The sequence below is a fragment of the Achromobacter deleyi genome, from assembly GCF_013116765.2.
Lineage (GTDB): Bacteria > Pseudomonadota > Gammaproteobacteria > Burkholderiales > Burkholderiaceae_B > Achromobacter > Achromobacter deleyi_A.
The window spans coordinates 5,193,664-5,217,384 of record NZ_CP074375.1; the positions used below are offsets into that span (position 1 = coordinate 5,193,664).

Genomic DNA, 23,721 nt, shown 5'->3' on the forward strand with positions numbered 1-23,721 from the left:
AGCTTGCTGATCGGGCACTTTGGTGGTTATAAACATTACCTAAGTGATAAATTGCAAAGGCAATCGCATGCAGGAACGTGGCAGCGTCTTCGTCGTGCAACTCGATGAAATGGTGAGCAATAATCTTGCCGCCGCGTTGCGTCAGTTCCGCTGGCGGGTTCGCGTCTTCGATTCCGTGATGGGGCTGCAGGACCAATTGCAGACCCAGGTTGCGGACACCTATGTGTTGAGCGGCGCACCCGCCGGCGTGCCTGGGCTGGTCGCCTTGCTGCGCCGGGTCGCCCCAGGCGCAGCGGTGGTCTGGCAGGCCTGCGGCGTCACCGCGGTTGAACGCGCCGCCGCCCTGGATGCCGGCGTGGACGCCTGCGCGCCAGTTGGCATGGAGTCGCTGGAATGGGATGCGCTGTTGCGCAACCTGTACCGGCGGACACGCCCCAGCGCAAGTTCATGGCGGGTCGACGCTCCTGCTCGCGTGCTGGCGGGGCCCGCCGGAGAACGCCTGCCGCTGACCGCGCGTGAACGTGCCTTTTTTGTCCGTTTGCTCAATGCGCCAGGCCAATGCCTGCAGCGGGAACGCTTCTTTCCCAGCGATGCGCGCGATCCCTCGGACGGCGCGCGGCGGGTGGATGTGGTGGTGTCGCGGCTGCGCAGCAAGGCGCGCCGCTTCAACATCGAACTGCCGGTGCTCGCGGTGCGGGGCTGGGGGTACATGCTGCTGCCGCCCGGTGGCCCGACGGAACCGACCGCGGCGAACAGACCTTAAAGCACGACCAGGTTGTCCCGGTGCATGAGCTCGGGTTCGGTCATGCTGCCCAGGATGCGCGCGATCTGCGACGAAGGCTGGCGCAAGATGCGGCGCGTGTCTACCGACGAATAATTGATCAGGCCGCGGGCGCATTCGCGCCCTTCGCTGTCCACGCAGGCCACGACGTCGCCACGGCCGAACTCGCCTTCCACTTCCGTCACCCCGATGGGCAGCAGGCTCTTGCCTTCGCGCAGCAGCGCCTGCACTGCGCCATCATCGAGCACCACGCGTCCGCGCAGGCGCAGGTGGTCGGCCAGCCATTGCTTGCGCGCGGACCAGACCGGCAGGACGGCGCGCAGCTCGCTGCCGATGCACTCGCCCTGGGCCAGGCGCGTCAGCACGTTGCGTTCATGGCCGGAGGCAATGACCGTGTGCGCGCCGCTGTGCGCCGCGCGCTTGGCGGCCAGCACCTTCGTAAGCATGCCGCCGGTGCCGATGCCGCTGCCTGCGCCGCCTGCCATGGCTTCCAGGGCGGGATCGCCGGCCTGGGCGTGCGACATGAATTTGGCTTCGGGATTCTTGCGGGGGTCCGAGTCGTACAGGCCGCGCTGATCCGTCAGGATGATCAGCGTATCGGCTTCGATCAGGTTGGTGACCAGCGCGCCCAGCGTATCGTTGTCACCCAGCCGGATCTCGTCGGTGACGACCGTGTCGTTCTCATTGACGATCGGCACCACACCCAGGCGCAGCAGCGCAAACAAGGTGCTGCGCGCGTTCAGGTAACGGTGGCGGTCGGCCAGGTCTTCGTGCGTCAGCAGGATCTGCGCGGTGCGCAGGCCGTATTCGGCGAATGCCGCTTCATAGGCCTGGCACAGGCCCATCTGGCCCACGGCCGCCGCGGCCTGCAGTTCGTGCATGACGGACGGGCGCTTGCGCCAGCCCAGCCGGGCCATGCCTTCGGCAATGGCGCCGCTGGAGACCAGCACGATCTGCTTGCCCTGCTTGTGCAGGGCGGCGATCTGCGCGGCCCAGTGCGCCACGGCGGCGCGGTCCAGGCCTCGGCCTTCGTTGGTGACCAGCGACGAGCCGACTTTGGCGACTAGGCGCTGGGCGTTGGTGACGACGGAAACGGCAGTTGATTCAGCAGACATGGTGGAGGCCGGCCGCGGCGAGAAAAGACGTAATCGTAGGGACTGCGATTATGGCTTATTCGTCACCGCCGCGCGGCGCGGCGGGCTTGTCCGCATCCGTGCGTGTGTCATCAAAGCGGGGGTCCGGCGCCACATAGGTGCCGTCGGCCTGGTCGCTCGACAGGTGTTCCTTTTCGCGCTCGGCGTCCAGGTAGTCCTGCAGCGCGTAGAGCAGGTCCTGCGTGCCTTCGCCCGTCAGGCCCGAAATGGCGAATACCGGGCCCTTCCAGTCATACAGTTCAAGGAAGCGGCGCTGGGTGTCCTCGGGATCGGGCACCATGTCCAGCTTGTTCAGGATCAGCCAGCGCGGCTTGGCGGCCAGTTCGGGGTCATAGCGGCGCAGTTCCTCGACGATGGCGCGCGCGTCGGCGACGGCTTGCTCGACGGGGTCCGCGTCCGGATCCGGCGTGGACACGTCCACCAGGTGCAGCAGCACGCGGGTGCGCGCCAGATGGCGCAGGAACAGGTGGCCCAGGCCGGCGCCTTCGGAGGCGCCTTCGATCAGGCCGGGAATGTCGGCCACGACGAAGCTGCGCGACGGCGACGTGCGTACCACGCCCAGGTTGGGGTGCAGCGTGGTGAAGGGGTAGTCCGCGATCTTCGGCTTCGCATTGGAGATGCGCGTGATCAGCGTGGACTTGCCGGCGTTGGGCAGGCCGAGCAGGCCCACGTCGGCCAGCACCTTCAGTTCCATGCGCAGGTAGCGGTGTTCGCCTTCCTTGCCGGGCGTCCACTGGCGGGGCGCGCGGTTCAGGCTGGACTTGAAGTGGATGTTGCCCATGCCGCCCTGGCCGCCGGCCGCGAGCACAACCTTCTGCTCGTGCGTGTTCAGGTCGAACAGGACTTCGCCGGTTTCGGCGTCATGGATGATCGTGCCCACCGGCACGCGCAGGGTGATGTCCGGGGCGGCTGCGCCGTACTGGTCGGAGCCGCGGCCGTTTTCACCGCCCTTGGCGCGGTGCAGGCGCGCGTAGCGGTAGTCGATCAGCGTGTTGATATTGCGATCGGCCACTGCATAGATGGTGCCGCCGCGTCCGCCGTCGCCGCCGTCCGGGCCGCCCTTGGGGATGAATTTTTCGCGGCGAAAGCTCGCCACGCCATTGCCGCCCTTGCCGGCGACCACTTCAATGGTGGCTTCGTCTACGAATTTCATGGTGTATGCGCGTGTAGTGAGTAAGTAAAACAAAAAAGCCCTGCCGCATGCGACAGGGCTTTTGCCGTTCGAGAACGCGGCGAACCACGTTGCTGACCGTGCTGTCCGCGGACTCGTCGTCCACGGACTCGCTAGCCGATTACTCGGCAGCGATGATCGAAACGGTCTGCTTGTTCAATGCGCCCTTGAAGCCGAATTGAACCTTGCCGTCGATCAGCGCGAACAGGGTGTGGTCCTTGCCCATGCCGACGTTCACGCCGGGGTGGAAGCGAGTACCGCGCTGACGCACGATGATCGAACCAGCGGGAATCAATTCACCGCCAAAAGTCTTGACGCCCAGACGCTTCGATTCTGAGTCGCGTCCGTTCCGCGTAGAGCCGCCGCCCTTTTTCTGTGCCATGTTTAGCTCCTGCTAAGTGGTACCGAGTCGCTTCTTAAGCCGTGATGGCTTCGATGCGGATTTCGGTGTAGTTCTGACGGTGGCCCTGATGCTTCTGATAGTGCTTGCGACGGCGCATCTTGAAGATCTTGACCTTGTCGTGGCGGCCTTGCGCAAGAACCGTTGCCTTGACCACAGCGCCGGAGACGAGGGGCGTGCCAACTTTCAGTTGGTCGCCTTCGCCCACGGACAGCACTTGGTCCAGGGTGATTTCTTGCCCAATGTCTGCCGGTATCTGTTCTATCTTGAGTTTTTCGCCAGCGGCAACGCGATACTGCTTGCCACCGGTTTTTACGACCGCGTACATGGGGTGTTCCTTAAATAGGTAAATGGGTTCATTTACGCTGCTTGCCCTGCTGGGCAAGATTGCCGCTTTGGCGGATGGCCCGCGATTCCTGGGAATCCGTGGGGTTCCTGTCGCCCCAGAAGGGCTCCAAAGGGTTTACGTAAACAACCGACGTAATTCGGGCATTGCTGACCGAGTCCGAGATATTAGCCCGGGACTTTCGGAAAGTCAAAAAGCCGTTGCAGGCTAAGGGCTTAGGTGTGGCGCGGAGGCTTCAGGCGCCTGGCGCCACCCGCAGCGCGATGTCGCGCGCCACCCGGCGGATGCCTTCCATCGCGTCCTGCCGGTGGGCGTCGTCCAGCCGGTCGGTCGGGATCGACGTGCTGACCGCGACCCGTTTTCCCAATGGCGTCACGCCCACATAGGCCGCGTAGCAAACCAGGCCGGTGGCGACCTCTTCCAGGTCCTGGGCAAGTCCGGACTGGCGCACGCCGTCCAGTTCGCGGTGGAGCGCGGGCAGGTCGGTAATCGTGCGGTCCGTGACACGGGGCAGGGCGGCGGGCAGGCGGGCCGCCAGATCCTCGGCCGGCAGGCTGGCCAAGAGGGCCTTGCCCAGCGCGCAGGCGTGCGCCGGCAGGCGCAGGCCCAGGTCCGACACCAGCCTGACCGGCCGGCGCGCGTCTTCGCGGGCAAGGTAGACCACGTCAAAGCCGTCCAGCACCGCCAGTTGCACGACTTCGTTGCTGCGGGCCACGAACGCGCCGGCCGCCTGGTGGAAGGCGGTTTGCAGACCGTCGTGGCGCAGATAGGCGAAGCCGAGCGCCATCAATTCCAGTCCGATGATGTAGCCGCCGTCCTGGCGTTCGATCCAGCGGCGCTGCTCCAGGCAGTCCAGCAGCAGGTACAGCGTGCTCTTGGCAAGCTGGCAGGCCTGGGCCAGCTCTGCGGCCTTGACCGGCCGATGGCGGCTCGCCAGGACCCTCAAGATGTCGTGGGTGCGTCGGACGGCGGGGACGTCGTAATCAGCGGCCATTGCGCATTATTTCCAATATATTGGACGGAATATCATGATGTTGGACATGATAATTGAAGTCCCCTAGACTGCCTTGCACCGTATTGGAATGCCGCTCACAAGGCATGTAGCGGGGAGACTCATGAACCAAGACGACACATTGCCTTCCGATCTGCGGAAGGCGTTGCTGGTGGGCCGGGTCTGGCGGCCGGCGCCGATCGGCGGACCCTGCGTGGTGGTGGTGCGCGACGGCCAGGTGATCGATATCACCGCCGTGGCGCCGACCATGTCGGACCTGCTGGACCGTCCCGACCGCGTGGCGCTGGCGCGCGCGGCCAGGGGCGAGCCGCTGGGCGACGCGCGCGCCTTGATGGCGGCCAACCTGCAAGGCGAGGGCGGGCCGCGTCTGTTGGCGCCCTGCGATCTGCAGCCCGTCAAGGCGGCGGGCGTGACCTTCGCCATCAGTCTGCTGGAACGCATGATCGAGGAAGAGGCCGGCGGCGACGCCAGCCGCGCGGACGAGATCCGCGTCCGCATGCAGGCGTTGATCGGCTCCGACCTGTCCCGTTTGCGGCCCGGATCGCCCGAGGCGGTCAGGCTGAAAGCAGAACTGATGGAACGCGGCCAGTGGTCGCAGTACCTGGAAGTGGGCATCGGTCGCGACGCCGAGGTGTTCTCCAAGACGCCGCCCATGGCGTCGGTGGGCTTTGGCGCGCGGATCGGCGTGCTGCCCGAATCCCAATGGAACAACCCCGAGCCCGAGATCGTGCTGGCGGTGGACAGCCGGGGCGAGGCCGTGGGCGCCACGCTGGGCAACGATGTGAACCTGCGGGACATCGAGGGCCGCAGCGCCTTGTTGTTGACCAAGGCCAAGGACAACAACGGCTCCTGCGCCATCGGCCCTTTCATCCGGCTGTTCGACGGCGATTTCGATATGGATAGCGTGCGTCAGGCCGACGTGTCGCTGCGTATCGAGGGCGCCGACGGCTTCGAACTGGACGGCGTGAGTCACATGCGCGAAATCAGCCGGGACCCGCTGGACCTGGTGCGCCAGACTTGCGGCAAGCATCATCAGTATCCCGACGGTTTCATGCTGTTCCTGGGCACCATGTTCTCGCCCAGCCAGGACCGCAAGGGGCCGGGCACCGGCTTTACCCACCTGTTGGGCGACCGCGTCGTCATCGCCTCCGAGCGCATCGGAGCGCTCGTCAACGAGGTGCAGTTGTCCACGGAAATCCCGCCCTGGACATTTGGCGTGCGCGCGCTCTACGCCAGCTTGGCCGCGCGCGGCCTGCTGCCGCACGGGCGTTGATTCGGCCAGGGGGCCGCGGCGCGAGCAGGGCGCGCCAGACCGGCCCCTGCCGCCTTCCGGCGGCCGCACCCGGATTTCCCCGGGCACTCCCCGTATAATCCGTGGTCGAATCCCCCGCCTCCGCTGGCGGGCCCAGCGGTAAGAGCCGTCACGCGGCTCGCTTCACACTTGTCGGATACGTCTTGAATCTCCCCGCGCTTATTGCCCCCATTGCTGACGATATGAAAGCCGTCGATGCGGTTATCCGCGAGCGGCTGAATTCCGATGTCGTCCTGATCCGCACGATCGGCGACTACATCATTGGGGCGGGCGGCAAGCGCATGCGCCCGGCCATGGTGCTGATGGTGGCGCGAGCCCTGGGTTACGAGGGCACCCATCACCAGTTGCTGGCCGCCGTCGTGGAATTCATCCACACGGCCACGCTGCTGCACGACGATGTGGTGGACGAGTCCGATCTGCGCCGCGGGCGTGAAACGGCCAACGCCGTGTTCGGCAATGCGGCCAGCGTGCTGGTGGGCGACTACCTGTATTCCCGGTCATTCGAGATGATGGTCGAGGCCGACTCGATGCGCATCATGAGCATCCTGTCCGAAGCCACCACCGTGATCGCCGAGGGCGAGGTGCTGCAGCTCCTGAACGTGCACGACCCCGACGTCTCGCAGGAGCGCTATCTGCAGGTGGTGCGCTACAAGACCGCCAAGCTGTTCGAGGCAGCTGCCCAGGTGGGCGCCGTGCTGGCGGGCGCCACCCCGGAACAGGAGGCCGCCGCCGCCGCCTATGGCCGCCACGTGGGCACCGCGTTCCAGCTGGTCGACGACGTGCTGGACTACAGCGGCGACGCCGCCGCCCTGGGCAAGAACGTGGGCGACGACCTGCGCGAAGGCAAGCCGACCCTGCCGCTGATCCGCGTCATGGAAGTGGGCACCCCGGAACAGCAGCAACTGATCCGCGACGCCATCAAGACGGGCGACGCCGACTTCGCCGCCGTGGCCGCCGCCATCCAGGCCACCGACGCCCTGGAGCACGCGCGCCAGGCCGCCGTGGCCGAGGCGGATCGCGCCCGCGAAGCCCTGTCGATCTACCCCATTTCCCCTTTTCAGAATTCTCTGTTAGAATTCTGCGCTTTCGCGGTGAATAGAGATCGTTAGTCAAAACGCAGCAAAAACGCGCAGCGGGATTGACTAAAAGATTGACCGAAGATATTCACGGAACCATGAACAGCCAGGCCTGAGTCAGGTAGGCTGGGAGTGAAGAAAAAGCGAAGAAGACTTGGCAGCACTGAGCGCCGCCAGGTTTGCAGGAAAGAAGTAAAACTCGGGGCGTAGCTCAGCCTGGTAGAGTACTGCGTTCGGGACGCAGGAGTCGGAGGTTCGAATCCTCTCGCCCCGACCACTTAAATGTGGTCATACCCGACGGAAGACCCTTTAGCCTATGGCCATTGGGTCTTTTTTGTTGGCGCGGCACGATTTTGTGTCCGTGCATTTGTTGGCGGCAAGAAAGACGCAAGTCAAATAAGTAAAACTCGGGGCGTAGCTCAGCCTGGTAGAGTACTGCGTTCGGGACGCAGGAGTCGGAGGTTCGAATCCTCTCGCCCCGACCACTTGAATGTGGTCAAACCCGACGAAAGACCCTTTAGCCTGACGGCCATCGGGTCTTTTTTGTTGGGGCCGCGGTTTGCGGCTATTCGCTGCCCTGCATCTTGCGGTAGAGATAGGTGATCGAAAGCAACAGCGTGCCGGCGAGCGTCTCAGCCCGCAGCCCTCATGCAAGCGATTGGGCAAAGGGAAAACCCCCCGTGAATGCCGGCTCGCCCCGAGGCTGCCAGCAAGCTAGCCGCGCATACGATTTATAAAAAATAACGCCTCAATACACTCGAAAACTGTATCCGGATTCGGCTTGCCCTACGGTCGGCCTTGTACAGATTTTGCGGGTTTCGTGTTTATGTCCGATGTTGTGGTGTTTGTCAGGAGCCAGCCACGGTATGGCGACCAGATCGTCGCCTTTTCTGCCCTTTATCTCTTAAAGCAGTTTTGGGCGGATAAAGCCGTGCGCGTGGTCTCGCGATATGGCGTGGGAGATTTCTACCAGGAGCTCCCTTGGGTTGACGAATTCGTCCACGCCGATTCCTTCGCCGAGCAGCTGCGCGCGCTGCCGGTTCGTTCATCGGTGTCCTTGAATCTCCATCATTCGAGCGAACGGTACGCGCTGATCAACCTGCTTCGTCGCCCTGCGCTCCGTATGAGTTTTGACAACAACCGGCTCGGCGACCGCGTGTGGACCCATCGACACCGGAAGGACATCAACGAATACATCGGCCTGGCGAACCTTCGGTTGCTTGCGACCTATCAGGAACATGATCCAGAGGTCACGGCGCGGCGGTGTTTCGCGCAGGTGGGAAAGCCGTACCTGCATGAGGTAAAGCCGGCCGACATCGTACTGATACCCGGAGGCGGTTCCGGCGAATTCAAGCGCTGGTCGCTGGACCATTACCTGACCCTGGCTGATCTGCTCCAGAAGCATCTGGGCGGTCAGGCTGAATTCACCTTTGTACTGGGGCCTGACGAGACTGCAGAGCTTGATCGCCTGACGCAGCTCGGGCGACGAGACTTTCGTATTGAGTTCTGCCGGCCCGTGGGCGCGCTGGCCGCGCTGATGCGGGACGCCCGGCTGGTCGTGGCCAACGATTGCGGACCTTCGCACATCGCGCAAGGCCTGTGTCTGCCTTACGTAGGCGTGTTCAATGAACCCAACCCGGAATGGTTCTGGGCAAGAGCGCACGCAAGAGATGTGGTTCCGGAAGGCGGTTCCGCGGAGATCAATTCAATCCCTCCGGCCAGGGTGCTCCAGGCCTGCCTGAAGGTGCTCGCGACCTCCCGGCCTGATCGTGAGTGCCGGTAGTCAAGTCACGAGTTGGCCGGCGTCGGGTGACTACAGAATGCGGAAATACCCATGCCGCGGCGTGCGCGGCGGCATGGGCATTGTCGATAGCCTTCTGCCAGGCCCCTCAGAACTCAATCTGCGCCGATAGCAGGACGGTTCGCGGTGCCGCCACCGTGGCCACCGTGAGCAGCGTGCTGCTGGACAGCCAGTAGCTCTTGTTGAACACGTTCTCGACGTTGGCGCGGAACGTGACCTGCTTGCCCATGACCTCGGTGCGGTAGCGTGCGCCCACGTCATAGCGGGTCCACGACGGCAGCGTCAACGTGTTCTCCGCGTCGTAGGGCGTTGCCGCGGTGTGGATCGCGCGCGCGTTCAGGCTCAGGCCCTGCACCCAGGGCAGATCCCAGTCGGCGCCCAGGTTGAAGGTGCGCTTGGGCACGCCGCTGGCCCGGTTGCCCTGGTTCACGCCGCCCGCCGTGCGCTGCAGTTTGGCGTCGTAGAAGGTGGCGCTGGCCATGACGCGCAGGCCGCGTGTCACTTCGCCGACCGCGGACAATTCCAGGCCGCGGTTGCGCTGTTCGCCATCGAAGCTGTAGATGTTGGTGACCGGATCGGTCATGGCGTTGGGGCGGTCGATCTGGAAGATCGAAACCGTGGTGATGACGCGATCCCAGTCCACTTTCACGCCGGCCTCGTATTGCTTGGACTTGTACGGCGCGAACACCTCTCCCACGTTGGCGGCGGTGGCGGGCGCGGTTCCGCCGCGGGTCAGGCCCGAGGTGAAGTTGCCGTACACCGAGACGTTCTCCAGCGGCCGCACGACGATGCCGGCCAGCGGAGAAATGGCGCCCTCATCGTAGGAGGAAGTGACCGCGCCCGCCGCGTTGAAGTTCTCGGCCTTCACTTGCTGCTTGCGCAGGCCGCCGGTGATCAGGACCCGGTCGTTGGCGAATGAGAGCGTGTCGGTCAGCGCGATGCTGGAGAGCGTGGTTTCCGAGTTCTTGGTCGGTGATTGGCGGTCACCGGTCATCGGGATCAGTTGCACCGGGTGATAGATATTCGAATCGATCTTCTGGCTCAACGGCGCGGAGAGATAGAAGCTGCCCGCTTCCGACTTGAGTATGGACCCCGCCAGGCTCACCCGGTGCTTGATGCCGAACGTGTCGAAGTTGGCGCGCGCGCCGATTTCGCCGGTCTTGTTGCGCGAATAGGCGTCGTACCACGAGTTGATCACCCGGAAGTTGCCCTGTTCATCGACGGCGTCGAAGCTGCGCGCGGAGGGGAAGTCCTGTTCGCTGGCGCCGTAGCGATAGCCCCCCGCCGCATACACCATGAGGTGGTCGGAGATGTCGTACTCCAGGCGCGAGGCAACGGCCGAGTCGCGCGACATGAGGTCGGCTCCCGCGTAGATCGCCCGGTGCCCCGAGGGAGCCGAGGGAATGTGCGAGATGCCCGGCTTGAAGCCGTTCTGTGCACGGAAGTTGTCGACGTTCTCGCGTTGCGAGTAGGTATCCAGCGACCACCGCAGCGTGGGCGAGCGGTAGTCCAGCGCCAGCGCGCCCAGGCCGAATTCCTGACGGCCATCGTCCAGGCTGGTCTGGCCGTTCCGGTAGACGCCGTTGAAGCGGATGCCCCATTGATTGTCGTCGCCATAACGGCGGCCCATGTCCAGATGCGCGCCCAGGATCGACTTGCTTTCGTAGGTCGTGGTCAGGCGGGTCAGGGGTTCGTCGCCGGCCCGCTTGGTGACGATGTTGATGTTGCCGCCGATGCTTCCGTTGGGGCTGATGCCGTACATCAGCGTGCCGGGTCCCTTGAGTACTTCGACACGCTCCATGAGGGCGGCCGGCATGCGGTTCGATGACGTCAGGCCGTACAGGCCATTGAATCCGACGTCGCCGCTGGTGACATTGAAGCCGCGGATCTGGAAGTCTTCGCTGAAGCTGCCGGTGGACGTCATCACGCGCACGGACGCTTCGTTGACGACCACGTCGGCCAGGGTGCGGGCCTGTTGATCCTCGAGCATCTGCGATGTGTAGTTGGTGGTGCTGAAGGGCGTCTCCATGACATCCATCGAGCCCAGCACGCCCATGCTGCCGCCCCGCGCGATCTGGCCGCCCGCATACGCTTCGGGCAGGTCGGATTGGGCCCCGGTAACCGTCACCGCGGGCAGCGTGGTCGTGCCCGCGCCGGGCTGGCGGTCGAGCACGTAGCTGCCGCCGGCCTGTTGCATGGCCTGCAGGCCGGTGCCGGCCAGCAAGGTGTTCAGGCCGCCGCCGGCCGTGTAGCTGCCCTTGAGGCCGTTGCTGTGCCGGCCCTCGGTGAGCTCGGGGCGGAACGACAGCGCGATGCCGGCTTCGCGGCCGTAGCGGCCCAGCACATCGCCCAGCGGACCGCCGGGGATGTCATAGGCGCGGGTTTGCGCCTGGGCGTGGGCGGCAGTCGGAGCCAGCAGGATGGGAGCGGCGACGAAAGCGGCCGAGAGGGCAGCCTTCAGCGTCGAGGCGAAGAGCGTACGCTGCAAGGCGGGGGAGAGGGGGCGTAGTGACGCCGGGACGACATGCATGGATGACCTATCGGGAGAGGATGACGAGTGGGTTCTCACTGGTCATGACCCTCGAAAGGCCAAAACGGATCAATATTTGCAGTCGGGCGCGAAAATTTACGTATCTATCGTGGGTTGAAGCGCGCCAGCGTACCCGGAGGCAGGTCAGCCGACAACAAAGCCACCTTGCGGTGGCCTTGTTCATTCCGATGGCGGCAGGCCTGTTGGAGACCTCGGACGCAATTCAGCTACTTGTTCTCGTCGTCCACGGTCAGTCCGCCTTCCTTCATGATGCCTTGGGCGATCTCTTCGGCCGACTTGCCGCCGAAGCCGTGTTCACCGGCGGTGATGCGAAAGCTGTCGCCTTCCAGCGGACTCATCAAGGTGACCGACGACAGCAGGATGCCATTGGAGCGCAGCTGGATGCGCTTGCCGACGCGGTCGCGGGTGAAGTCCGCCAGGGCCTTGCGGCTGTCGGGCTTGAGCTGGATGTCGACGACGCGCGCATGGGTATGCGGATCGGCGCCGGCGGTGGCCTGCTCGGTATGCAGGACGACCGTTTCCGCGTGGGCCGCGAAGGGCAGGGCGAGGGCGATTGCCGCCGCGCAGGCGGCGTGTCTCATTGAGGGCATGGACAACTCCTTCTGATAGACCTCCCCTATCCTAGCCGATGTCCGCGTGTCCGGCGTTATGTCGGGAGTGTTCGCAGTTTCAACCTTGGCCAGGGGGCGATTGCGCGCCGCCCCGGGGCGTCAGGGTTGCCCTGGCGGCCGCACACCCAGCGCACGCATCCACGGCATGTCCGGCATCCCCTGGACGGGCGGCATGCCGGGCAGCGGCAGTCCCAGCGGGTTGCGCGCGGCGTCCTGCAGCACCGTCGCCCATTCTTGCGGGTCTATCGGTTCGCCCATGCGCATTTTCAGGTCCAGCAGGTTGAGGGCGGCGCGGCGGTGGCCGGCCTCGGCGGCTTCGCGAAACAGCCGCTCGGCCACGTTGTAGTTCTTGGGGACGCCCCGGCCCATGCCCGCGAGTTCGCCCAGATAGGTCTGCGCGGGCGCGAAGCCCTGATCGGCCGCGCGCTGGTACCAGAGGGCGGCAGCCTTGTAGCTCTGCTCGACGTGATCGCCGTTTTCCGCGACGAGGCCCAGCGTGGTCATGGCCACCACGTCGCCCGCCCTGGCGCGCGCGATCAGCGCGTCCAGCCGCGGTTCGTCCAGGTATTGGGCGCCGCGCTCGATCTCGTATTCCCAGGCGCTCATGCGGGCCTTGATCAGGTCGCGCCCCAGGGTAGGCGACGGGCCGCGGCCCGGCTGTCCGGCGTTGCCGCCCGGCACCGCGGGCGTCTGGCCGTCCGCCAGGCTGGTGAAGGTGACGGTGCCGACCAGGCTGCTGGCATAGTGCGGGATCTGCCGGTAGGCGGTGGCCACTTGCACGTCGCCGGTCAGTTGCTTGAAGAAATTCTCGACCGGCGCGGAGGCGGGCATCGCGTCCAGCCCTTGCGCGAAGTAGAAGGCGTAGGGACTGTGGCGCGGGCCGTCGCGGCCAAAACCGTCTTCCGCCGTGGCGCCAGGCTGCGTCGAAAACGCGATCAATTCGCCGCCGGCCGGCACGGTGTGGATCAGGCCAGGGGTGGGCGCGCCGCGCGTCAGGTTCGTGCGGCAGGCGTCCAGCACCAGCAGGCGTGCCCGGATCTGGGCCCGGCGCAGCGCTTGCGAGACGCGCCGCATGCTGAGCGAGCTTTGCTGCGCCGTGCGGATGCGTACCTCGGCCAGCGGCAGGGGCAGTTCCACTCCGAACAGATAGTTCACGTCGTCCAGCGCCACGGCGTGACCGGCGAAGTACAGCATCGCCAGGTCCGCGTCCTTGGCGCGCGTGGCGAACTCGTCGACCGCGTTTTCCATCTGCGCCGTGGTGATATCGGTCAGCACGGTGACGTCGAAGTCGCGCTTGCGCAGCGAATCGGCGACGAGGCGCGCATCGTTGACGGGGTTGGCCAGCACATTGGCGGCGACGGCATAGCGCGCATTGCCGATCACCAGCGCGTACCGCCGCTTGGCCGGAACCGGCGCGGGGGCAGGATTGGCGGCGCCGCCAGCGTGCAGGCCCAGCAGGCCCGCGCCCAGCGCCGCGGTCAGCAGGCGCCGGCGCGTCGCCGACATCCTCCGGTGGCTGGTTGTCGTCATGATCGCCTTCATGGCCGGGGGCACTCGCCGGCCGTGGCGGGCGTTGCGGACCGTACGCCCAGCGCCGCGGCGGCATCGCGCAACGAGGATTCGCGGACGGAAGCCAGCACGTAACGGCCGTCCTCGTCGGGTCCCGCGACGATGGACACGGCGTACTGGGACAAGACATTGCGCAGTTGCCTGGCGCTGATGTCGTCGGGCAGGTCGACCGTCAGGCGCGGGCAGGAGCCGCCGCCGCGCGTCAGCACGCCGTCGGATACCCGTTCTTCGCGCGGCGCTTGCAGCACCACAACGACGGACAGCACGACGGCCAGCGCCCAGCCCAGCGGCATCAGCAGGCCGGACGGGGACCAGATCCATTGCCACAGTCGTCGGCCGGCGGATCGCGGCGCGGGCGCGGCCTGGGGGCGTCCGGCCAGTGCGCGCAGGAAGGCGCTGTCGCGCTCGGCCTGGCCGACCTCGTTGTGCGCCAGCTGGCGCGCCTGGGCCAGCTGGCGCCATTCCTCGACCTCCGCGCGCAGCGCGGGGTCGCGCGCGAGATCGGCCTCGAACGCGCGGCGAGCGGCATCGTCCAGTTCGCCAGACAAGTAGGACAGCACTTTGTCTTCAGGCATGATCAGTCCATTCCTTTGCGCGTGCAGTCGGCCACGAGCTTGCGTGCGGCGTGCAGGCGGCTCTTGACGGTGGGCACGTGCAGATCCTGCAGCTTCGCGATCTGTTCCATCGGCATTTCATCCAGGTACAGGAACATCGTGGTGCGCAGGGTGTCGCTGAGTTTATTGAGGCAGTCGCGCATGCGCTTGACGACCGATAGCTGCTCGTAGGCGTGGGCAGGGTCGGCGAACGGCGATGGGTCGCCCAGGTCCTCGGCCTCGTCGAAGACGCTCCCGGCTTGCGGGTCATCGTCGGCCGTACCCTTCCATTGGACTTCGTGCCGGGTGCGGCGGTGCGCCTGAATCAGTTCATGCAGGGAGCCACGGTACAGGTAGCCTCCCAATTTGCTCAGCGCCAGTTCGTGCGCCGCCCAACCTGCGGCCGGCTGGCCATGCAGGAAGCCCTCGTCACGGAACGTGCGCGTTTGCAGGAACTTCATCAGCGCGCTGTTGAAGGCGTCGATGACACCGTCGGGCGAGGTGTTGAAGAATTTCTTGCGCAGCTTGAGCGTGATGTGCTGCTCGGCCTTGTTGCGGAAGTCCAGAGCGTAGCGGGGATCGGCATGCATGATGCGCAGGAGCGCGTCGACGTTGTTGATGACGTAGCGCTTGGGGTCGAGCGTGTTCATGATTCAGATTTTTGTTGCCGGACGGAGCGCTGACGTTCCGCCCACCGGCGGAAAGGTGCCGTCGCCCTCTGGGGCGAGGGCAGCGGCACCTTAGCCGTGCACCGGCGGAAAATCAAGCGCGCCGGCGCATGACCATGACGCCGCGCACGGCGAAGCCCACGGCGATCGCCAGCGACAGGTAGAGTCCGAATCCGAAGCTCAGGCTGTTCCAGACGGTCGAGGCCATGTCCTGCGCCATGCTGCGGCTGGCGCGCGAGTTGCCCATGAAGCCGGCCAGCTGGCGGCTGGCGTTCATGAATTCGCGCACTTCGGAAATGACGCCGGCCAGCGTGACGCCCCACAGGACCAGCGGCACGAAGTAGCCGAGCCGGGCGGCGCGTTGCGGCAGCAGCGAGGGCAGCAGCGGGCCGACCACGGCCAGCAGCCACAGCAGCGCGTACAAGCCGGCGCCCGAGCCCTGGCCGGCCATCGCGCCCTGCACGTCGCCGCCATTGAGCAGGCGCAGCAGGTCGTAGAAGCTGAGGCCGACCTGGGATCCCATCATGCTTATGGTGATTACCGAGAACACGGTGGTGGCCAGCAAAAACAGCAATGCAGCGACGGCGTCACCGCGATGGACGCGAGTGGCGGCGACGGAGGCCCAGCGGCTGCCGTGGGTTTTCGCCAGCGTCAGCACGTCGCGCAGCTCTTTTCCTTGCATGGTTTTTCCTTTTCGGGTTGGGGAAGGCGGATGCCTGCATGAATGGCTATGCCTGGCGGTGGAAAAGGTTCGATTTATTTTTCCTGAAACTTTCCGAACCTTTTCCGGGCCGGGGCGTAGCGATGGGCGAGGGCGCGGATTTTCCCGCCGCCATCCATCCCCACGGAGAGTCGAAGCATGTCCAACACCACCCCGCTTGCCGCCCTTTATCAACACGTCGTCCAGGAAGAGCTGGGCCTGGTGGCCCGCGTTGACGAAGACGGCGATGTGCTGTTTCGCCATCCCGACCTGGGCACCATGTTCTTCAGCCTGACCGAGACCGATCCGGAGTTCCTGCGCCTGGTCTACCCGAGCTTTGTCGATGCGGACGAACTGGGTCTGACCCGCATGCAGCTGCTGGAAGTGATCAATGCCGTCAACCACCGCTGCAAGGCGGTCAAGCTGAGCGTGCAACGGGGCCAGGGCGCCGCGGCGGGTCGCGTGTCGGCGGCGATCGAGAGCTTCGTGGCCGCCGCGGACAAGCTGCCCGCCGAGGAACTGCTGCGCGGCATCGTCGCGCGCTGCGTTTCCGCCATCCGCCACAGCGCCAGTCAGGTGCTGAAGGACGCGCTGGAGCTGAAGGAAGGCGGGGCGGAATCGGCGAACTGAGTCCGGAATCGGCGCGGGTGTTCGCCGGCGCGGCGGACGGGTGGCAGGGGCCGGCTTTCCGCCTACACTTGCCGCTCACCCGCCGCCGCAACCCGCCAGGGAAACAATAATGACCGCACGCGCCACCTGCTTCCTGTCCTGCCTGCTTCTGGCCGGCGCCGCCCATGCCGGATCGGCGCCCGCGTCGCTGTCCTGCGTTTCGGATAGCGGCAAGGTGGCGTTGGAAGGCGAGATCCCTTCGCCGTCGTCCGATGAGCTGGGCCTGAGGCTGACCTATGCCAAGGCCACCTTGGAATTCACGTCCGACCAGGCCCCAGGCTATGTGGTGGCGAACTTTCAGCAGTCGGTCTTCACGCTGATCGCGCCCGCCGACGGCCAGGCGCTGACGCTGTACGCGCTGCCGTCCACCGTGGCCGTGAAGAAAAACGCCAATGGCGATGTGGCCGGCACCTTCCAGGCCAAGCTGCTGGCCCCGCGCCCGGGCGGCAAGGAAGGCGGCGGCTACGCCAGTCCGCTGCAGGCCACGTTGAACTGCGACTACAAGTATTCGCTGTAGGCGTGTTGCCGCGGCATGGCGCCGTCAGCGGCAATAAGGCCGCCATGCCGCTGAGCCAGGGCTACCCCGGCGCCAGGTTCGCGGGCGATTGCCCTCACTTTTCGCTGTGTCCTTCCTGTTGGCGGCGGAGCACCTCCAGCGCGGTGCGTTCGGCGTTGACGATGTGGCTCTGCGCGGCCTCCCTTGCTCCTTGTGGGTCCCGGGCCTGGATGCGCTCGTAGATGTGGTCGATTTCGGCCATGCTTTCGGGCAGGCGGTCCGGACGCGCGAACGACGTGGCGCGCAGCAGGTTGATGCGCGACAAAAGGCCCGGCAGCATGTCCTTGACCAGATCGTTGTCACAGCCTGACAGCAGCACATCGTAGAAGTCGCGCTTGGCCGCAAGCAGGGCCGACTTATTGCTGCCCTTGGCCTGGCGGTGCAGCGCGTCCACGGCTTTGCGCAGGTGTTCGACGTCCGTGTCGGTGGCCAGCCGGGCGAATTCGTGCGCGGCAAACCCTTCCAGCAGCGCCCGCAGGGCGTACAGGTCGCGCGCCGCCTTTTCGGTGACGCGCACGACAGTCGGGCCGCGATGCGGCTCGATGGAGATCAGGCGCTCGGCTTCGAGCGTGCGCAGCGCCTCGCGCAGCGTGCTGCGGCTGATGTTCAGCTGTTCGCACAGTTCAACTTCGCGCAGTCGCTCGCCGCCCTTGATGCGCCCGTCCATGATGGAGGTGCGCAGAAATTCCTCGACGCGGGTGCGCAGGGTGGAGGGCTTCTCAAAAATCGCGCCGGTGGGACTGGGCATGGCAAGTCTCTTGATCGTAAAGACGCAATATATCCCGTCGGCAGCCTGTGGCGCGCGGGCGCCGGCCTGGCGCTCTGCGGGCCGGCATTGTTTTCACTGTCGAAGAAAATAGTCAGATTGTCCGACAATCAGACTATTGACGTTCTGGTGAAGATTGCCTGACAATCGGACAAATGACAACCGGCGGCCATCAATGCAGCACCACCGCCTTCACCCCCGAGGAACTCATGGCAGACATCAAATCCGAAACCCAGGCCCTGTTCGATCAAGGCCTGAACCTGCGCCGCGAAGTGCTGGGCACCGACTACGTGGACGGCTCGCTGGCCCGCGCCAACGACTTCATGATGGCCTTCCAGCACATCACCACCGAATGGTGCTGGGGCTACACCTGGGGGCGGCCCGGCCTGGAAAAGAAGACGCGCAGCATGCTGAACCTGGCGATGCTGACGGCGCTGAACCGCCCGGCCGAGATCAAGCTGCACGTCAAGGGCGCGCTGAACAACGGCGTGACGGTCGAAGAGATCAAGGAAATCCTGCTGCAGGCCACGGTCTATTGCGGCATCCCCGCCGGCCTGGATGCCTTCAAGGTGGCCAACCAGGTGCTGGAAGAAGAAGGCGCCTTCAAGGAGCCCCAAGCATGAGCGCACCGCAAGAACGCGTGGGCCTGATCGGCATCGGCAGCATGGGGTGGCCCATGGCGGCCCGGCTGGTGCAGGCGGGCTATCAGGTGACGGTGTTTGACGCCGCGCCGGGGCAGGCGGGCCGATTTGCCCAGGAAGTGGGCGGCCAGGCCGCGGCGACTTGCGCGGAACTGGCGGCCCAGGCCGACCTCATCTTCACGATGCTGCCCACGAGCGCCATCGTGGAACAGGTGCTGACCGGCGAACAAGGGGTGCTGGCGGCACTGCGTCCGGGAAGCGTCGTCGTCGACATGAGCTCCGGGGTGCCTGCGCACACCCAGCGGCTGGCGCAGGCCGTGGCCGCCGCGGGCGGCGAGATGGTGGACGCGCCGGTGTCTGGCGGCGTGCCGCGTGCGCGCACGGGCGACCTGTCCATCATGTTCGGCGGCCCGGCTTCGACGCTTGAGCGCGTGCGCCCGGCGCTGTCCGCCATGGGCTCGGCCATCACCGCCGTGGGTGGCGTCGGCAGCGCGCATGCCATGAAAGCGTTGAACAACCTGGTGTCCGCCGGCGGTTTCCTGATTGGCGTCGAGGCGATGCTGATCGGCCAGCAGTTCGGCCTGGATCCGAACGTGATCGTGGACGTGCTGAATGCGTCCACCGGCATGAACAATTCCACGCAGAAGAAGTTCAAGCAGTTCGTGCTGTCGCGTCAGTTCAACTCGGGCTTCGGCCTGGACCTGATGGTCAAGGACCTGGGCATTGCGCTGGGCATCGCCACCGACACCGGCACCCCCACGCCGTTCTCGTCGCTGTGCCGCGAATTGTGGGCATCGGCCGGAAAGACCCTGGGCAAGGGGCAGGACCACACCGCGGTGGCGCGCCTGTCCGAGCAATTGGCCGGCGTGGAACTGGGGTCGAAGAAAGACTAGGCCGCTTCAAACGGCGCGCATGGCGCGCGCCTTCCTTTAAACCCGCAGCACCAAGAACCGCCCGGACGAGGCGGAGGGCCGGCTGCTGCCGGCTCCAACAGCGAGGAGCAAGACATGAACAAGAAATTCCTGGCGTCCCTGGGCGCCGGCCTGCTTGCGCTTGGCGCAAACGCGCACGCGCAGGACTATCCCACGCGCGCCATCTCCATGGTGGTGCCGTATGCCGCGGGCGGCTCCACGGACGGGCTGGCCCGCATCGTGGCGCAGGCCATGGGCGAGAACCTGGGCCAGACCATCGTGGTGGAAAACCTGGGCGGCGGCGGCACCATGATAGGCAACCAGCGTGTGACCCGCGCCGCGCCCGATGGCTACACCATCACCTTCGGCAACATGGGGTCGCTGGCGATCGCACCGTCTCTGTATCCCAAGAGCAAGTTCGACCCGCGCCGAGATCTGGCGGCGGTGGGTCTGGTGGCCACCGTGCCGATGGTGCTTTCGGTCAGCAAGAAGAGCGGCATCTCCACCTTGCCCGACTTCGTCGCGCGCATGAAGAAGAACGGCGCCGACGTGAACTTTGGCAACGCGGGATCCGGCTCCACCAGCCACATCGCGGCCGCCTACTTCATGCATGTGACGGCCACGCAGGGCATGCAGATTCCGTACCGCGGCGCGGGCCCCGCCATCGCCGACCTGATGGCGGGCACGGTGGACGCGGTGATCGACCAGACCGTCACGATGATTCCCATCCACGAGGGCAAGCGCGTCACCGCCCTGGCGGTGGCCAGCGCCAGCCGGCTGCCTCAGATTCCCGACGTGCCGACCTTTGCCGAGGCAGGCGTGCCGGCATTCAACATGAGCGTGTGGAACGGCATCGCGGCGCCCGCCGGCACGCCGCCCGCCGTGATTGCGCGCCTGGAGCAGGCTCTGGCGGCGGCGTTGAAAAGCCCTGGCGTGCGCGAGTCGCTGGATAAGCTGGCGGCCCAGGCTCCCGCCGAAAAGGAGCAGGGCGCCGACGCCTTCCGGGCGCTCATCGCGCGCGATGTGCCCCACTTCGCGACGCTGATCAAGGAGGCCGGCATCACGGTCAATTGAGGCGGGCCTGGGCCGTCGCGATGCCTGGGGTCGCGCAGGAAAATGGCGGCGCGCGCTGACAGGCGTCGCAAGTTCCTTGATGTGTGTTACAAATACAAAATAATTGACATAAAACGAAGAGATTGACCCGTCGTCCCTTCGTCCAGGCAAGCCGGCGTCCGAAAAAGCGCATCTGCGTTTCGATCGCCGGCTATTTTCCGGCACAGTTTGCGACGACCTCCGGCATGACCGGGTTTCATCGCGAAAGCAGCATGGCTACCCAATCGCCGTTTCCCGTTCCCACGCGCGTGATCGCGGCCTTCGACTTCGACGGCACCCTGACTCAGCGTGACACATTCGTCCCCTTCCTGGTCCACCTCTCCTGGCCCAGGCTGATTGGGGCGCTGCTGCTGGCCGCGCCCGCGCTGGCCGGGTTTGCCCTGCGCATGCGCAGCAATGAATACGCCAAGACGGCGCTTTGCCGCGCCGCGCTAAAAGGCCGGTCGCGCGCCGAACTGGCGCATGTCGCGCGCGCGTGGGTCCACGCCATTCCCTTGCGGCCCGCGCTGGTGGAACGGCTGCGCTGGCACCAGCAGCGCGGCGACCATTGCGTGCTGGTGAGCGCATCGCCGGACATCTACCTGGAAGAAGTCTCGCGCTATCTGGGTTTTGACGACCTGATCTGCACGCGGATGGCCGTGGACGGGCAGGGGCGGCTTACCGGCAGTTTCGACGGGCCCAACTGCTGGGGACCCGAGAAGATTCGCCGTCTGGCCGAGCGCTTCGGTTCGCCGGACCAGTACGAGCTCCATGCCTACGGCGACAGCCGCGGCGATCAATGGATGATCGATGCCGCCCAGCACGCGTGGTATCGCGGCCAGGCGGTGAAGCCATGAACGCCGTCATTTCGCTGTTGCGTCCGCAGCAATGGCTGAAGAACGGCTTTGTGCTGATCGGACTCATCTTCAGCCACGGCTGGTCGGACCCGCGGCTGGTGTTCGGCGTGGGCGTGGGCTTCGTGGCGTTCTGCCTGGCGTCCAGCGCGGTCTATGTGCTGAACGACTATCACGACCGGGCTGCCGACGCCGCCCACCCCAAGAAGCGCCATCGCGCCATCGCCAGCGGCCAGGTCGGCCTGCCGGCGGCGCGCGGGCTGATCGCAGTCCTGTTCTGCGGCGCACTGGGGTTGCCGCTGGCCAGCGGCCTGTGGCCCGTGGCGTTGGCCGTGGCCAGTTATCTGGTCCTGAACATCGCCTACACGCTACGCCTGAAGCACAAGGTGCTGGTCGACGTGTTCTGCATCGCCGCCGGCTTCATGATCCGGCTGGCTTGCGGCACCTATGCGGTGGGCATTGTTCCTTCGCGCTGGATGCTGTTGTGCAGCTTCATGCTGACTCTGTTCCTGGGGTTCGCGAAGCGGCGCGCCGAGATCGTCGCGACACCGGGCGGCGTGCTGGCGCTGCAGGGCAACACGCGTATTGTGCTGCGTCATTATTCTCCGCAATTGCTGGACAACCTGGTGGCCATAACCGCCAGCGCGACCTTGCTCGCCTACGGCCTGTACACGGTGGACGCCGAGACCGCGGCGCTGCATGGCACGCAGCATCTGGTCGTGACCCTGCCCATCGTGACCTTTGGCGTCTTCCGCTATCTGTACCTGCTGTACAAGGGCGGGTCTGGCGAGGAGCCGGGCCGCGATCTGCTGGCCGACAACCAGATACGCATGGCGGTGCTGGCCTGGCTGATGTTGGTGGTTTTGCTCGTGGGGGCGTGAAGATGGCATATCTGTGGCTGATTCTCAGCGGGGCGTGCAGCGTGGCGGCCAGCGTGGCGCTCAAAGCCGCGGGGGCCAACTCCTCGGCGGCGCCGCCGCTGCCGCTTGTGGCGCAAGCGCTGCCCTATCTGGCCGCGGTCGGCGCGTACGGGGTGGGCTTTGGCTTATACGCACTGGCGCTGCGCCAACTGGACCTGACGCTGGCTTATCCGCTGATGGTCGCTTTCGCGATCGCCGGGGTCTTTCTCTACGGCCTGCTGTCCGGCGCCGAGTCCATCTCCGCCATGCGCATGGCGGGTGCCGCCTTTATCGCGGTCGGCGTTTTCCTGATGTCGAAATAGGGCGTACGAGCATTCCATGACACGTTTCTTCAGTTCCGCCGGCTATCGCTGGTTTCTGTTGTCCTGCGCCTATGTCGTGATTGCGGCTGCCGTCATCAACGGCTTCTACACGAAGTGGCGACTGAACGACGGCCATCCCGCCCTGGGCCTGTCGCAGCTGGTGGAGGGCACGGCCCACCGTCCCTATGTATACCGGCAATTCTTGCCGGCGCTGGCCAACGGCATCCAGGGGATGCTGCCTGAGGCGACCGTGGCGCGCATTTCCGAGCGCCTGGCCGACCCCCGGCGGGTGAACAGCCGCTCGGGACTGGCGATGCGCTATCCGGGATCGGAAGCGCTGATACCCGCGGTCACCCTGCGCTACCACCTGGTCTATTACCTGACCTTCTTCGCGCTGTTGGCGGCGCTGTTCGTCATGCGGCGCGTGTGCCTGCAAGCGGGCGCGGACGCGGTGGCCGCGACGGCTGCGCCGGCGATTCTTGCGTTGCTGCTGCCCTTCTTTCTCACCGAAGGCGGCTATTTCTATGATTTTGTCGAATTGCTGTTCATGATGAGCGCCGTCCTGCTGGCGATGGGCGTATCGCGCCATACGCCGCTGCGCGTCCTGGGCCTGCTTGCACTGGCGGGCCTGGCGACCTGGAACAAGGAAGCCTTCTTCTTTTTCACGCCCGCGCTGTATCCCCTGCTGCGGCGCAACCTGCCGCGCGCGCATGCGGCCGCCCTGGCGGCGGCCCTGCTGTTCGTCTGCGGCTGCGTATATCTGGCGCTGCGCATGCGCTTTGCGGGAAATCCGGGCTCGACAGTGGACTACCAACTGTGGGACAACCTGCGCTTCTACGTTGATCCCGGCAACTGGCTGCGCACCGAGAGTACCTACGGCGTGCTGTTGCCGCGCGGCTTCGGCATCGTGAGCGTGCTGGCGTTCGTCGGCATCGCCGTCAATGGCTGGGCGCGTCTGCCGCAAGCGTTGCGGCAGCATGCGTTGCTGGCCCTGGCCGTCAATGTGCCGCTGTTCGTGCTGTTCTGCTCGCCGGGCGAGATGCGCAACCTGAGCATGCTGTATCCCTCGCTGCTGGGCCTGATGGCAATGGCCATGACGGTCTGGATGACGGTCACCGCCGCGCCCCGCGCGGGTGGCGAGCGCGCCTAGCCGGACATCCTTTTTTACGCGGATTACGGGTTTACCCGATATCTCCGCGTTTCCCAAATTTGTATGATGACCCGATAACTTTCATACCAGAGACACATCATCATGCAGGTCCGGC

25 protein-coding genes and 2 tRNA genes are annotated in these 23,721 nt (G+C 65.6%); 15 read left to right on the top strand and 12 right to left on the bottom strand.

Annotation, left to right across the window (positions count from 1 at the left end; translation table 11 throughout):
- Positions 1-67 precede the first annotated feature (67 nt).
- Positions 68-763 (top strand): winged helix-turn-helix domain-containing protein, encoded by a 696-nt coding sequence (locus HLG70_RS23560; protein WP_171667821.1) that lies wholly within the window; start codon positions 68-70, stop codon positions 761-763.
- Here the strand turns inward: HLG70_RS23560 and proB are convergent.
- From proB to HLG70_RS23585, 5 genes are all read right to left on the bottom strand, one after another.
- Positions 760-1,896, bottom strand: a complete 1,137-nt coding sequence (gene proB, locus HLG70_RS23565; RefSeq protein WP_171667820.1) for a glutamate 5-kinase — start codon at positions 1,894-1,896, stop codon at positions 760-762. The two genes, HLG70_RS23560 and proB, sit on opposite strands and share 4 nt — an antisense overlap.
- Positions 1,897-1,951: 55 nt before the next feature.
- Complete coding sequence (obgE, locus tag HLG70_RS23570; protein ID WP_171667819.1) at positions 1,952-3,088, bottom strand: GTPase ObgE; 1,137 nt, start codon at positions 3,086-3,088, stop codon at positions 1,952-1,954.
- A 139-nt stretch (positions 3,089-3,227) separates the two neighbouring features.
- Entirely contained in the window at positions 3,228-3,488 is a 261-nt protein-coding gene (gene rpmA / locus HLG70_RS23575; protein ID WP_171667818.1) for a 50S ribosomal protein L27, read from the bottom strand.
- 34 nt (positions 3,489-3,522) lie between these two features.
- Positions 3,523-3,834, bottom strand: coding sequence for a 50S ribosomal protein L21 (rplU, locus tag HLG70_RS23580; RefSeq protein ID WP_057285632.1), 312 nt, complete (start codon positions 3,832-3,834; stop codon positions 3,523-3,525).
- 253 nt (positions 3,835-4,087) lie between these two features.
- Complete coding sequence (locus HLG70_RS23585) at positions 4,088-4,846, bottom strand: IclR family transcriptional regulator (protein WP_171667817.1); 759 nt, start codon at positions 4,844-4,846, stop codon at positions 4,088-4,090.
- Between the two features lie 121 nt (positions 4,847-4,967).
- Here HLG70_RS23585 and HLG70_RS23590 point away from each other — a divergent pair, with 121 nt between their 5' ends.
- The 5 genes from HLG70_RS23590 (at position 4,968) to HLG70_RS23610 (ending at position 9,035) form a co-directional block, all read left to right on the top strand.
- Positions 4,968-6,137, top strand: coding sequence for a fumarylacetoacetate hydrolase family protein (locus HLG70_RS23590; protein WP_171667816.1), 1,170 nt, complete (start codon positions 4,968-4,970; stop codon positions 6,135-6,137).
- A gap of 182 nt (positions 6,138-6,319) precedes the next feature.
- The gene (gene ispB, locus HLG70_RS23595; protein ID WP_171667815.1) at positions 6,320-7,285 is read left to right on the top strand and encodes an octaprenyl diphosphate synthase; all 966 of its coding nucleotides are present in this window, start codon (positions 6,320-6,322) and stop codon (positions 7,283-7,285) included.
- Between the two features lie 167 nt (positions 7,286-7,452).
- A tRNA-Pro gene (locus HLG70_RS23600) sits at positions 7,453-7,529 on the top strand.
- A 131-nt stretch (positions 7,530-7,660) separates the two neighbouring features.
- Positions 7,661-7,737, top strand: a tRNA-Pro gene (locus HLG70_RS23605).
- 341 nt (positions 7,738-8,078) lie between these two features.
- The gene (locus HLG70_RS23610; protein WP_171667814.1) at positions 8,079-9,035 is read left to right on the top strand and encodes a glycosyltransferase family 9 protein; all 957 of its coding nucleotides are present in this window, start codon (positions 8,079-8,081) and stop codon (positions 9,033-9,035) included.
- Between the two features lie 106 nt (positions 9,036-9,141).
- Here HLG70_RS23610 and HLG70_RS23615 read toward each other — a convergent pair whose 3' ends face one another.
- The 6 genes from HLG70_RS23615 to HLG70_RS23640 all read right to left on the bottom strand — a co-directional run bounded on the left by HLG70_RS23615 (position 9,142) and on the right by HLG70_RS23640 (position 15,727).
- A complete protein-coding gene (locus HLG70_RS23615; protein ID WP_234103171.1) occupies positions 9,142-11,583 on the bottom strand; it encodes a TonB-dependent receptor in 2,442 nt (813 codons plus the stop codon).
- A 227-nt stretch (positions 11,584-11,810) separates the two neighbouring features.
- Positions 11,811-12,194: a SecDF P1 head subdomain-containing protein gene (locus HLG70_RS23620; protein ID WP_171667813.1), complete on the bottom strand. Its 384-nt coding sequence runs from the start codon at positions 12,192-12,194 to the stop codon at positions 11,811-11,813.
- Between the two features lie 120 nt (positions 12,195-12,314).
- Complete coding sequence (locus tag HLG70_RS23625; protein WP_234103173.1) at positions 12,315-13,745, bottom strand: caspase family protein; 1,431 nt, start codon at positions 13,743-13,745, stop codon at positions 12,315-12,317.
- Positions 13,746-13,753: 8 nt separating this feature from the next.
- Positions 13,754-14,359 carry a hypothetical protein gene (locus HLG70_RS23630; protein WP_171667811.1) on the bottom strand — a complete coding sequence of 202 codons (606 nt, stop codon included), beginning with the start codon at positions 14,357-14,359 and terminating at the stop codon, positions 13,754-13,756.
- Positions 14,360-14,361: 2 nt separating this feature from the next.
- Positions 14,362-15,027, bottom strand: a complete 666-nt coding sequence (locus HLG70_RS23635; protein WP_171667810.1) for an RNA polymerase sigma factor — start codon at positions 15,025-15,027, stop codon at positions 14,362-14,364.
- 112 nt (positions 15,028-15,139) lie between these two features.
- The gene (locus HLG70_RS23640; protein WP_171667809.1) at positions 15,140-15,727 is read right to left on the bottom strand and encodes a hypothetical protein; all 588 of its coding nucleotides are present in this window, start codon (positions 15,725-15,727) and stop codon (positions 15,140-15,142) included.
- Positions 15,728-15,904: 177 nt separating this feature from the next.
- Between HLG70_RS23640 and HLG70_RS23645 the strand changes: the two genes are divergently transcribed.
- Both HLG70_RS23645 and HLG70_RS23650 read left to right on the top strand, forming a co-directional pair.
- Positions 15,905-16,375: a hypothetical protein gene (locus HLG70_RS23645; protein ID WP_171667808.1), complete on the top strand. Its 471-nt coding sequence runs from the start codon at positions 15,905-15,907 to the stop codon at positions 16,373-16,375.
- Between the two features lie 109 nt (positions 16,376-16,484).
- Entirely contained in the window at positions 16,485-16,931 is a 447-nt protein-coding gene (locus HLG70_RS23650) for a hypothetical protein (protein WP_171667807.1), read from the top strand.
- A 94-nt stretch (positions 16,932-17,025) separates the two neighbouring features.
- Here the strand turns inward: HLG70_RS23650 and HLG70_RS23655 are convergent, their stop codons facing one another.
- Positions 17,026-17,718, bottom strand: coding sequence for a GntR family transcriptional regulator (locus tag HLG70_RS23655; RefSeq protein ID WP_171667806.1), 693 nt, complete (start codon positions 17,716-17,718; stop codon positions 17,026-17,028).
- Between the two features lie 227 nt (positions 17,719-17,945).
- On the opposite strand from HLG70_RS23655, the gene HLG70_RS23660 reads away from it, so the two are divergent.
- From HLG70_RS23660 to HLG70_RS23690, 7 genes are all read left to right on the top strand, one after another.
- A complete protein-coding gene (locus HLG70_RS23660) occupies positions 17,946-18,359 on the top strand; it encodes a carboxymuconolactone decarboxylase family protein (RefSeq protein WP_171667805.1) in 414 nt (137 codons plus the stop codon).
- Positions 18,356-19,270, top strand: a complete 915-nt coding sequence (locus HLG70_RS23665; RefSeq protein ID WP_171667804.1) for an NAD(P)-dependent oxidoreductase — start codon at positions 18,356-18,358, stop codon at positions 19,268-19,270. Before HLG70_RS23660 ends, HLG70_RS23665 begins: the two co-directional genes overlap by 4 nt.
- Before the next feature lie 114 nt (positions 19,271-19,384).
- A complete protein-coding gene (locus HLG70_RS23670; protein ID WP_171667803.1) occupies positions 19,385-20,362 on the top strand; it encodes a Bug family tripartite tricarboxylate transporter substrate binding protein in 978 nt (325 codons plus the stop codon).
- Between the two features lie 251 nt (positions 20,363-20,613).
- On the top strand, positions 20,614-21,237 hold the full coding sequence (locus HLG70_RS23675; RefSeq protein WP_171667802.1) for an HAD family hydrolase: 624 nt from the start codon (positions 20,614-20,616) through the stop codon (positions 21,235-21,237).
- The gene (locus tag HLG70_RS23680) at positions 21,234-22,115 is read left to right on the top strand and encodes a decaprenyl-phosphate phosphoribosyltransferase (protein WP_213697131.1); all 882 of its coding nucleotides are present in this window, start codon (positions 21,234-21,236) and stop codon (positions 22,113-22,115) included. The genes HLG70_RS23675 and HLG70_RS23680 overlap by 4 nt, the downstream gene beginning before the upstream one ends.
- A gap of 2 nt (positions 22,116-22,117) precedes the next feature.
- Positions 22,118-22,456: a DMT family transporter gene (locus HLG70_RS23685; protein ID WP_171667800.1), complete on the top strand. Its 339-nt coding sequence runs from the start codon at positions 22,118-22,120 to the stop codon at positions 22,454-22,456.
- 16 nt (positions 22,457-22,472) lie between these two features.
- Positions 22,473-23,606 (top strand): hypothetical protein, encoded by a 1,134-nt coding sequence (locus HLG70_RS23690; protein ID WP_171667799.1) that lies wholly within the window; start codon positions 22,473-22,475, stop codon positions 23,604-23,606.
- Positions 23,607-23,721: the final 115 nt, after the last annotated feature.

Excerpts from the sequence above, each read along its gene's own strand:
- HLG70_RS23615 (WP_234103171.1), bottom strand. The coding sequence starts at position 11,583 with ATGCATGTCGTCCCGGCGTCACTACGCCCCCTCTCCCCCGCCTTGCAG.
- HLG70_RS23645 (WP_171667808.1), top strand. The coding sequence starts at position 15,905 with ATGTCCAACACCACCCCGCTTGCCGCCCTTTATCAACACGTCGTCCAG.
- HLG70_RS23660 (WP_171667805.1), top strand. The coding sequence starts at position 17,946 with ATGGCAGACATCAAATCCGAAACCCAGGCCCTGTTCGATCAAGGCCTG.
- rpmA (WP_171667818.1), bottom strand. The coding sequence starts at position 3,488 with ATGGCACAGAAAAAGGGCGGCGGCTCTACGCGGAACGGACGCGACTCA.
- HLG70_RS23680 (WP_213697131.1), top strand. The coding sequence starts at position 21,234 with ATGAACGCCGTCATTTCGCTGTTGCGTCCGCAGCAATGGCTGAAGAAC.
- HLG70_RS23675 (WP_171667802.1), top strand. The coding sequence starts at position 20,614 with ATGGCTACCCAATCGCCGTTTCCCGTTCCCACGCGCGTGATCGCGGCC.
- proB (WP_171667820.1), bottom strand. The coding sequence starts at position 1,896 with ATGTCTGCTGAATCAACTGCCGTTTCCGTCGTCACCAACGCCCAGCGC.
- HLG70_RS23640 (WP_171667809.1), bottom strand. The coding sequence starts at position 15,727 with ATGCAAGGAAAAGAGCTGCGCGACGTGCTGACGCTGGCGAAAACCCAC.
- rplU (WP_057285632.1), bottom strand. The coding sequence starts at position 3,834 with ATGTACGCGGTCGTAAAAACCGGTGGCAAGCAGTATCGCGTTGCCGCT.
- HLG70_RS23665 (WP_171667804.1), top strand. The coding sequence starts at position 18,356 with ATGAGCGCACCGCAAGAACGCGTGGGCCTGATCGGCATCGGCAGCATG.
- HLG70_RS23620 (WP_171667813.1), bottom strand. The coding sequence starts at position 12,194 with ATGCCCTCAATGAGACACGCCGCCTGCGCGGCGGCAATCGCCCTCGCC.
- HLG70_RS23650 (WP_171667807.1), top strand. The coding sequence starts at position 16,485 with ATGACCGCACGCGCCACCTGCTTCCTGTCCTGCCTGCTTCTGGCCGGC.
- HLG70_RS23635 (WP_171667810.1), bottom strand. The coding sequence starts at position 15,027 with ATGAACACGCTCGACCCCAAGCGCTACGTCATCAACAACGTCGACGCG.
- HLG70_RS23590 (WP_171667816.1), top strand. The coding sequence starts at position 4,968 with ATGAACCAAGACGACACATTGCCTTCCGATCTGCGGAAGGCGTTGCTG.
- HLG70_RS23690 (WP_171667799.1), top strand. The coding sequence starts at position 22,473 with ATGACACGTTTCTTCAGTTCCGCCGGCTATCGCTGGTTTCTGTTGTCC.
- obgE (WP_171667819.1), bottom strand. The coding sequence starts at position 3,088 with ATGAAATTCGTAGACGAAGCCACCATTGAAGTGGTCGCCGGCAAGGGC.
- HLG70_RS23670 (WP_171667803.1), top strand. The coding sequence starts at position 19,385 with ATGAACAAGAAATTCCTGGCGTCCCTGGGCGCCGGCCTGCTTGCGCTT.
- HLG70_RS23630 (WP_171667811.1), bottom strand. The coding sequence starts at position 14,359 with ATGCCTGAAGACAAAGTGCTGTCCTACTTGTCTGGCGAACTGGACGAT.
- HLG70_RS23685 (WP_171667800.1), top strand. The coding sequence starts at position 22,118 with ATGGCATATCTGTGGCTGATTCTCAGCGGGGCGTGCAGCGTGGCGGCC.
- HLG70_RS23610 (WP_171667814.1), top strand. The coding sequence starts at position 8,079 with ATGTCCGATGTTGTGGTGTTTGTCAGGAGCCAGCCACGGTATGGCGAC.
- HLG70_RS23625 (WP_234103173.1), bottom strand. The coding sequence starts at position 13,745 with ATGACGACAACCAGCCACCGGAGGATGTCGGCGACGCGCCGGCGCCTG.
- HLG70_RS23585 (WP_171667817.1), bottom strand. The coding sequence starts at position 4,846 with ATGGCCGCTGATTACGACGTCCCCGCCGTCCGACGCACCCACGACATC.
- HLG70_RS23560 (WP_171667821.1), top strand. The coding sequence starts at position 68 with ATGCAGGAACGTGGCAGCGTCTTCGTCGTGCAACTCGATGAAATGGTG.
- HLG70_RS23655 (WP_171667806.1), bottom strand. The coding sequence starts at position 17,718 with ATGCCCAGTCCCACCGGCGCGATTTTTGAGAAGCCCTCCACCCTGCGC.